The sequence below is a fragment of the Bacteroides acidifaciens genome (assembly GCF_024623065.1).
GTDB lineage: Bacteria > Bacteroidota > Bacteroidia > Bacteroidales > Bacteroidaceae > Bacteroides > Bacteroides acidifaciens.
In genome coordinates, this window is record NZ_JANJZR010000050.1 from 25,776 (window position 1) to 33,240 (window position 7,465).

The window sequence follows — 7,465 nt, forward strand, 5'->3', positions numbered from 1 at the left end:
TCGCTGCTGTAATCCAAAACTAAAAACATATGTATAGCAGCAGTGATTTCGAAAGGCTGTTCATCCGCTACAAAGCGGAAGCCATGCCACAAGGCGAGTCCATACTGGAGTTCTGTTTGAAGAACAAAGTACCCCTCGTGGTGTAGGATCAGTAGTATAGCTACCGCCCTCAATGTGAGCCGCAACAGCGTGGCGGATTATTGTCTTTATATTGAAGAAGCCGGGCTGATAGCCCAGCTTCGTGATGATACGGAAGGAATACGCGGATTGGGGAAAGTAGATAAGATATATCTTGATAATACCAATCTGATATACAATCTTGGAGGAGAACAGTCGGAGATTGGGAATGTTCGTGAAACTTTCTTTTTCAACCCAATGAGGGTCAATCATGATGTTGTGACTTCCTCTGTTTCGGATTTTAGTATGGATGGTTATACGTTTGAAATGAAATCAGTCGATACCAATCGGTTAAATATAGGTTTGTCTTGAAAAAACTATCTCATTTTGGGGTTAAAAATGGGAAGTCTGGCATACAAATCTTAAAAATAGAACATAAAATACAAAGAATAGACCTTGCGAGGGTAAATGCAAAGTCATTACTTTGCACTCGATTTTTTATCGAAAAAAAGATTATTAACTAACAATGAAAATTATGAAGAAAAGTTTGTTGTATTTGTTTATGCTCGTTTGTTCTGTGACTTTGTTTACGGGATGTAGTGACGATGACGATGCTGTTGTTTATCCTATAGATGCTGAAATTGCCGGAGTTTATAAAGGAACATTGGATATTTCTTTGGATGGAACTACAATAGGATCTGATATTCCTAAAAATATAACAATATCTAAGGCAGGAGATGCTTCTGTTAATATGGAATTGAAGGATTTCAATTTTATGGGAATGGACTTGGGTACTATTGCTTTGACTGATTGTGCTTTGGAGAAAGATGGAAACAGCTATCGTTTTACAGGAAAGCAAGTCTTGAATGTGACACAATATAATTTGACTGGTGATATTAATGCCCAAGGACATATCTCTGGTAATAAAGTAGTAGTTGATTTGGATATCGCTGCCAAATTGGGTGATTTGGAACAGGCTGTGAAAGTGGTATATGAAGGTACTAAATTGACAGGTTCGGAAAGTAGTGAAGCTAAGATTGCAAGTTTCATCATTGACGATGAGGCAGTGGTAGAACAACCAGTTATAAATGAAGAAGCTGGTACGATTGTTTTTGCTGTTAATGAGAAGGCAGCATCTTTCAAGTTTACTCCTATTATTGAAATATCTGAAGGAGCAACTATTACTCCGGCTTCCGGTGTAGAACAGGACTTCTCGAATAATAAGAAAGTGACTTATACTGTGATGGCGGAAGATGGAACCGTGAAAGTTTATACGGCTTTTGTAGAAGGTACTCGCAGTGTATTGAAATATTCTTTTGAAGAATGGAAGGAAGGTACTAAGAATGATGAACTGTTACCCAAAGATTTGTGGGCAGGAAGTGCTGCTGGAGCAGGTTTTTTAGGTGGTACTTTGTTGAGAAAAGAAACTAGAGAGGATGGTACGTATGCGGCTAAATTGATAACTTTTGAATATCCAAATGAGCCAAGTTCATTAGTTCCGAAGATTACTGCCGGTTCTATTTTTATTGGTAAATTTGATATGATGCCTGCTTTGCAAGGTGATAGGTTGAGTTGTACTAAATTTGGTCTTGATGCAGAAACAGTTGGTTTAGGTGGAAAACCGCTTCGTTTTAAGGGTGTTTATAAATATGAATCAGGTTCTAATTATCTTGACGCTTCTAATCATGAGGATGTAAAACCGGTTGATATTAAAGATAAAGGACAGATTCAAGCCATATTGTATAAAGTGCAAACAGGTGAGGATGGTAAAGAGATTGTATTGACAGGTCACGATGTGAACACTTCGGAATTAAGAGTTGCTGTTGCTAATATTATCGTTGAGGATATTAAAGAATATACTCCTTTTAACATTGAATTTGAATATTTACAAGAGTATGACCGAAATAGCAAATATAAATTTGCTATAGTTTGCTCTTCAAGTAAAGATGGTGATTCATTTAAAGGTGCCGGTGGTAGTACTTTGATTGTGGATGAATTTGAAGTTGTATGTGAATAGAATTATTGCGTAAGTGAAATAATGCTTATGTTAAAAAGAGGGTGTCCGAAAAGGGTACCCTCTATTTATTTGTGCAAAAGTCTGAACTTTCCCAAGCTCAGACTTTTTTATTTGCTCTAAAATTCTTATCTTAGAGCATGTTAATCGGGTGAACAAATATACAATTTAAGGAGTGTTCTCAAGGCATGGGAGTACTATTTCCTTCGCGTCTTGATGAAAATATTGCTTCGGATGCTCCGGTCAGGCTTGTCAATCGGATCGTTGATGACCTTGACATTAGTCCGTTGCTGTCTACTTATAACGGTGGCGGTTGTCCAGCTTATTATCCCCGTATGCTTCTAAAGGTATTATTCTTCGCCTACCTTAACAATGTTTATTCCTGTCGTAAGATAGCTCGCCTACTTCAGGAGAACATCCTTTATATGTGGCTTTCGGGTAAATCAACTCCCGACTTTCGTACTATCAATGATTTTCGTAGCAAACGTTTGAAAGGGTGCATTCACAGAAGGAAAAAATAGATGCTATCAATCTTGAGAACCGCGGCAAACGTGAGCTTCGTCAGATTAAGAAACTTAAGGAAGAACATCTTCCCAAACTGCAAGATTATGAGAAGCACCTGGATACGATGCAGGAAAGAAACAGCTATTCCAAAACAGATCCTGATGCTACTTTCATGCGCATGAAAGAAGATCACATGAAAAACGGACAACTTAAACCGGGATATAATCTGCAGATATCTACCGAAAACCAGTTTATAACAAATTATGCTTTCTCTCACAATCCCGGTGATACCTTAACGCTAATTCCATTTCTATTATATGGTTGGCTGAGATACAACCGTTTGATGAAGGAGGTTTGCGCGGATGCCGGATATGGAAGCGAAGAGAATTATGAGTTTATGGGATACTTTGGTATAAGCGCTTATGTGAAGTATAATTATTTTCATGTGGAGCAAACTAAGAAATGGAAAGGGGATATCTCTAAACAAGAGAATTTATACTATAACGAATCGGATGATTACTTTGTATGCCCAATGGGACAGCATATGAAGCTTGCTTACAAAACCCGGACTGTCAATGATAATGGGTATGAAAGTGAAATAAGCGTTTACCGTGCCGCAGACTGCAAGGAATGTCCTCTGCGGAATAAATATCACAAGGGAAAAGGAAATAGAGAGATCAGAGTTAACCATAAATTAAGACGATACAAGCAACTGGCACGAGAGAGGCTCATTTCACCGGAAGGGCTCAAACATAGAAGCAAAAGACCGGTGGAGGTAGAAGCAGTCTTTGGGCAAATAAAATGGAATAAGGGATATAAGAGATTCAGGCATGTAGGCTTTGATAAGATTGTCATGGACTTTGGTATCTTAGCTATTGCCTTCAACATTGGAAAAATGATAGCCAAGGGGAAAAAGACTAAGAAAAAGGGAAATGGAGCAGTTTATAACGACAGTTTAGAGAGAAATATAAGTTGGATAGTCGCAATTTTTATAGTTGGGCAAAAAAGTACGCAACACACATAAAAGCTATAAAAAAGATGAAGGGTACCCTTTTCGGAACCCTCTTTTCTATGTTGTTTATATAACGATTGCTCATTTTGGTTGGAAGAGATATTTTAAGGGTGGGTATATTAAACATGAACTTTATATGTTTATATGAGAAAGGTGTCTTATTTTTGTATGAAATATAGGGAAAATCTTAAAAAAAGAACATGAAAAGTATAGAATTGATCTTGTTTAATGATTAAGAGCCTGTTTAAATTTTCCTGAGATTGTGTTAGATAGGCTTTACCGACCAGTTTTTATTCGTCACATAGTTTCCGTCATGCTCCTCACAACAACAGAAAATATACTCGAAAGCAACTCTCAAAACTGTGTCGGGCAAAACTCGGAGCAGGCTCTTAATAACCCACTTTTCATTCATTAATAAAAAAGTTCTCATTCATTAATTGTAAACTTCTTATTATCAGCATGTAAACTTATTCTTCGTTAACCGTAATCTATAAACGCAAGCTTCGTTTATAAAAACAAAGGCTTTGATTATAAAAACGCAACTTGCAATTATATAATCAAAGCTTGCGTTTATAGTTTGCATCGAATGAAAAGAAAGTTTCCTTCCTATCCAGAGGAAGTTTATATTTAATGGGTAGGAAATTTTTCGTTAACAGCCAAGAACGCAACTGTTAATACCTTTTCTGCTGACTATAGACAGACGTGATGAGAAGAGCTTGTTTCAAAAGGGGTGAAATAAAAATTTTAAGAAAGTTCCCATCTCTGATAAGTAGTTATCCATACATAGTGCATATAAAAAAACAGGGATGCAGACCTGTTTACAAAAGGTGGATTGTGAAAAAAGCATTCGGTTAAAATATCAGCTATAAAATTATTATTGAAGAAAGGTTTAAACAGATTCTAAAACCGATACTCAATTAATGCCTGATCCTCTCAATGATTAATATCTGACAGGCTGTTGATTATGATACATCATGATTGCATGTGTGACAGCAAAATTGCCGTTACCTTGCTGTCACCACGTGCTGTCACACGATTAAATGTTTGTAATCAGATGATTATGTACCAATGTGTGACAGATGACAGATAATTTTCATTTTTTTTATTTTGTAGAGAGTTGACCTTAAGTTTAAGTTATAAATGCGACAGTTGATTGAGAAGATAATGAATAATCACAGAATCACACGGTAGCAAAAATCTTCTTTTAAATTGTGATAATTCATTTTCAAGCGTTATCTTTGTGAAATCCAACAGATAAACTTATACCATAATGGCAAAATATATCAATCCTTTCACGGACGTCGGTTTCAAGAAAATCTTCGGTCAGGAAGTCAGCAAGGACTTGCTGATAGATTTTCTCAATGACCTTCTAGTGGACGAAAAGAGCATCACTGACATCACTTTTCTGGATAAGGAGGTCTTGCCCGAGTATATGGGCGACCGTGGTGTCATCTACGACATTTACTGTACGACCGAGAACGGCGAGCAGTTTATCGTCGAGATGCAGAACCGCCAGCAGGTTAATTTCCGCGAACGCGCTTTGTATTATCTTTCCCATGCCGTTTCTCGCCAAGGGGAGAAGGGTGCCGACTGGCGTTTCAGCTTGAAAGCCGTTTATGGTGTTTTCTTTATGAACTTCCGTCTGGAGGATATGCCCCACAAGCTTCGCACGGACATCGTTCTTTCCGACCGTGACACGCACGAACAATTCTCCGACAAGCTTCGTTTTATTTTCATCGAGCTTCCCTCTTTTACGAAGGAAGAGGAGGAATGCGTGACAGATTTTGAACGTTGGATTTATGTACTGAAGAATATGGAAACATTGAACAGAATGCCTTTTAAGGCGCGAAAGTCGGTATTCGAGAAGCTTGAAAAGATTGTCGACATCGCCTCTCTTTCCAAGGAAGAGCGTATGAAGTATGACGAGAGCATCAAGGTGTATCGTGATAGTCTGGTGACCATGGAGTTTGCCGAGCAGAAGGGGAGAGCCGAAGGCTTGGCGGAAGGGATGGCGAAAGGACTAGAGAAAGGGATGGAGAAGGGACTGGCGAAAGGCAAGGCAGAAGGTAAAGCGGAAGAACGCCGTATCATAGCCGGTCAGTTGAAACGGATGGGCATGTCCTTTGATGCTATCCGCGAGGTGACGGGACTTTCCGATTCGGAAATCGATGCTTTATAAGTATCGTTTGGTCTCATGTGGGAATCTTCTCTTTAAATAGTGATAATTCGTATTCAGTTATTATCTTTGTGATATAAAACATAGAATCAAGCAATCATGGCAAAGTTTATCAACCCTTTCACGGACGTAGGTTTCAAGAAAATCTTCGGTCAGGAAGTCAGCAAGGACTTGCTGATAGATTTTCTCAATGACCTTCTAGTGGACGAAAAGAGCATCACTGATATCACTTTTCTCGATAAAGAGATTCTCCCAGAGTATATGGGCGACCGTGGTGTCATCTACGACATTTACTGTACGACTGAGAGCGGTGAGCAGTTTATTGTCGAGATGCAGAACCGCCAGCAGGTCAACTTCCGCGAACGTGCTTTGTATTACCTTTCCCATGCTGTTTCCCGTCAGGGCGAGAAGGGTGCCGACTGGCGTTTCAACTTGAAAGCCGTTTACGGTGTTTTCTTTATGAACTTCCGGCTGGAGAATATGCCCCACAAGCTTCGCACGGACATCGTTCTTTCCGACCGTGACACGCACGAACAATTCTCCGACAAGCTTCGTTTTATTTTCATCGAGCTTCCCTCTTTCCGGAAGGAAGAGGAGGAATGTGTGACAGATTTTGATCGTTGGATTTATGTACTGAAGAATATGGAAACATTGAACAGAATGCCTTTTAAGGCGCGAAAGTCGGTATTCGAGAAGCTTGAAAAGATTGTCGACATCGCCTCTCTTTCCAAGGAGGAGCGTGTGAAGTATGACGAGAGTATCAAGGTGTATCGTGATAGTCTGGTGACGATGGAGTTTGCCGAGCAGAAGGGGAGAGCTGAAGGTTTGGCAGAAGGGATGGAGAAGGGACTGGCAAAAGGCAAGGCAGAAGGTAAAGCTGAAGAACGCCGTATCATAGCCGGTCAGTTGAAACGGATGGGCATGTCCTTTGATGCTATCCGCGAGGTGACGGGACTTTCCGATTCGGAAATCGATGCTTTATAAGTATCGTTTGGTCTCATGTGGGAATCTTCTCTTTAAATAGTGATAATTCGTATTCAGTTATTATCTTTGTGATATAAAACATAGAATCAAGCAACCATGGCAAAGTTTATCAATCCTTTCACGGACGTAGGTTTCAAGAAAATCTTCGGTCAGGAAGTCAGCAAAGATTTGCTGATAGATTTTCTCAATGACCTTCTTGTGGAGGAGAAAAGCATCACCGATATCACTTTTCTGGATAAGGAGGTCTTGCCCGAGTATATGGGCGACCGTGGTGTCATCTACGACATTTACTGTACGACTGAGAACGGCGAGCAGTTTATTGTCGAGATGCAGAACCGCCAGCAGGTCAACTTCCGCGAACGCGCTTTGTATTATCTTTCCCATGCCGTTTCCCGCCAAGGCGAGAAGGGTGCCGATTGGCGTTTTAACCTGAAAGCCGTTTACGGTGTTTTCTTTATGAACTTCCGGCTGGAGAATATGCCCCACAAACTTCGTACGGACATCGTTCTTTCTGACCGTGACACGCACGAACAATTCTCCGACAAGCTTCGTTTTATTTTCATCGAGCTTCCCTCTTTCACGAAGGAAGAGGCGGAGTGTGTGACAGATTTTGATCGTTGGATTTATGTACTGAAGAATATGGAAACATTGAACAGAA

The 7,465-nt window shown here is 39.8% G+C and carries 4 protein-coding genes and 2 pseudogenes; all 6 read left to right on the forward strand.

The features are described 5' to 3' along the window. Positions 1-147 precede the first annotated feature (147 nt). Positions 148-447: pseudogene (locus NSB03_RS13880) on the forward strand (ATP-binding protein); the annotation flags it as partial. Between the two features lie 205 nt (positions 448-652). Then, a complete protein-coding gene (locus NSB03_RS13885) occupies positions 653-2,134 on the forward strand; it encodes a PCMD domain-containing protein (protein ID WP_024987784.1) in 1,482 nt (493 codons plus the stop codon). A 185-nt stretch (positions 2,135-2,319) separates the two neighbouring features. Then, positions 2,320-3,557, forward strand: a pseudogene (locus NSB03_RS13890) (transposase); the annotation flags it as partial. Between the two features lie 1,360 nt (positions 3,558-4,917). Then, positions 4,918-5,826 (forward strand): Rpn family recombination-promoting nuclease/putative transposase, encoded by a 909-nt coding sequence (locus tag NSB03_RS13895; RefSeq protein ID WP_065539268.1) that lies wholly within the window; start codon positions 4,918-4,920, stop codon positions 5,824-5,826. 96 nt (positions 5,827-5,922) lie between these two features. After that, complete coding sequence (locus NSB03_RS13900; RefSeq protein ID WP_257466446.1) at positions 5,923-6,807, forward strand: Rpn family recombination-promoting nuclease/putative transposase; 885 nt, start codon at positions 5,923-5,925, stop codon at positions 6,805-6,807. Between the two features lie 96 nt (positions 6,808-6,903). Next, positions 6,904-7,465 (forward strand): Rpn family recombination-promoting nuclease/putative transposase (locus NSB03_RS13905; RefSeq protein WP_257466447.1); only part of this gene is annotated, 562 nt, incomplete at its 3' end.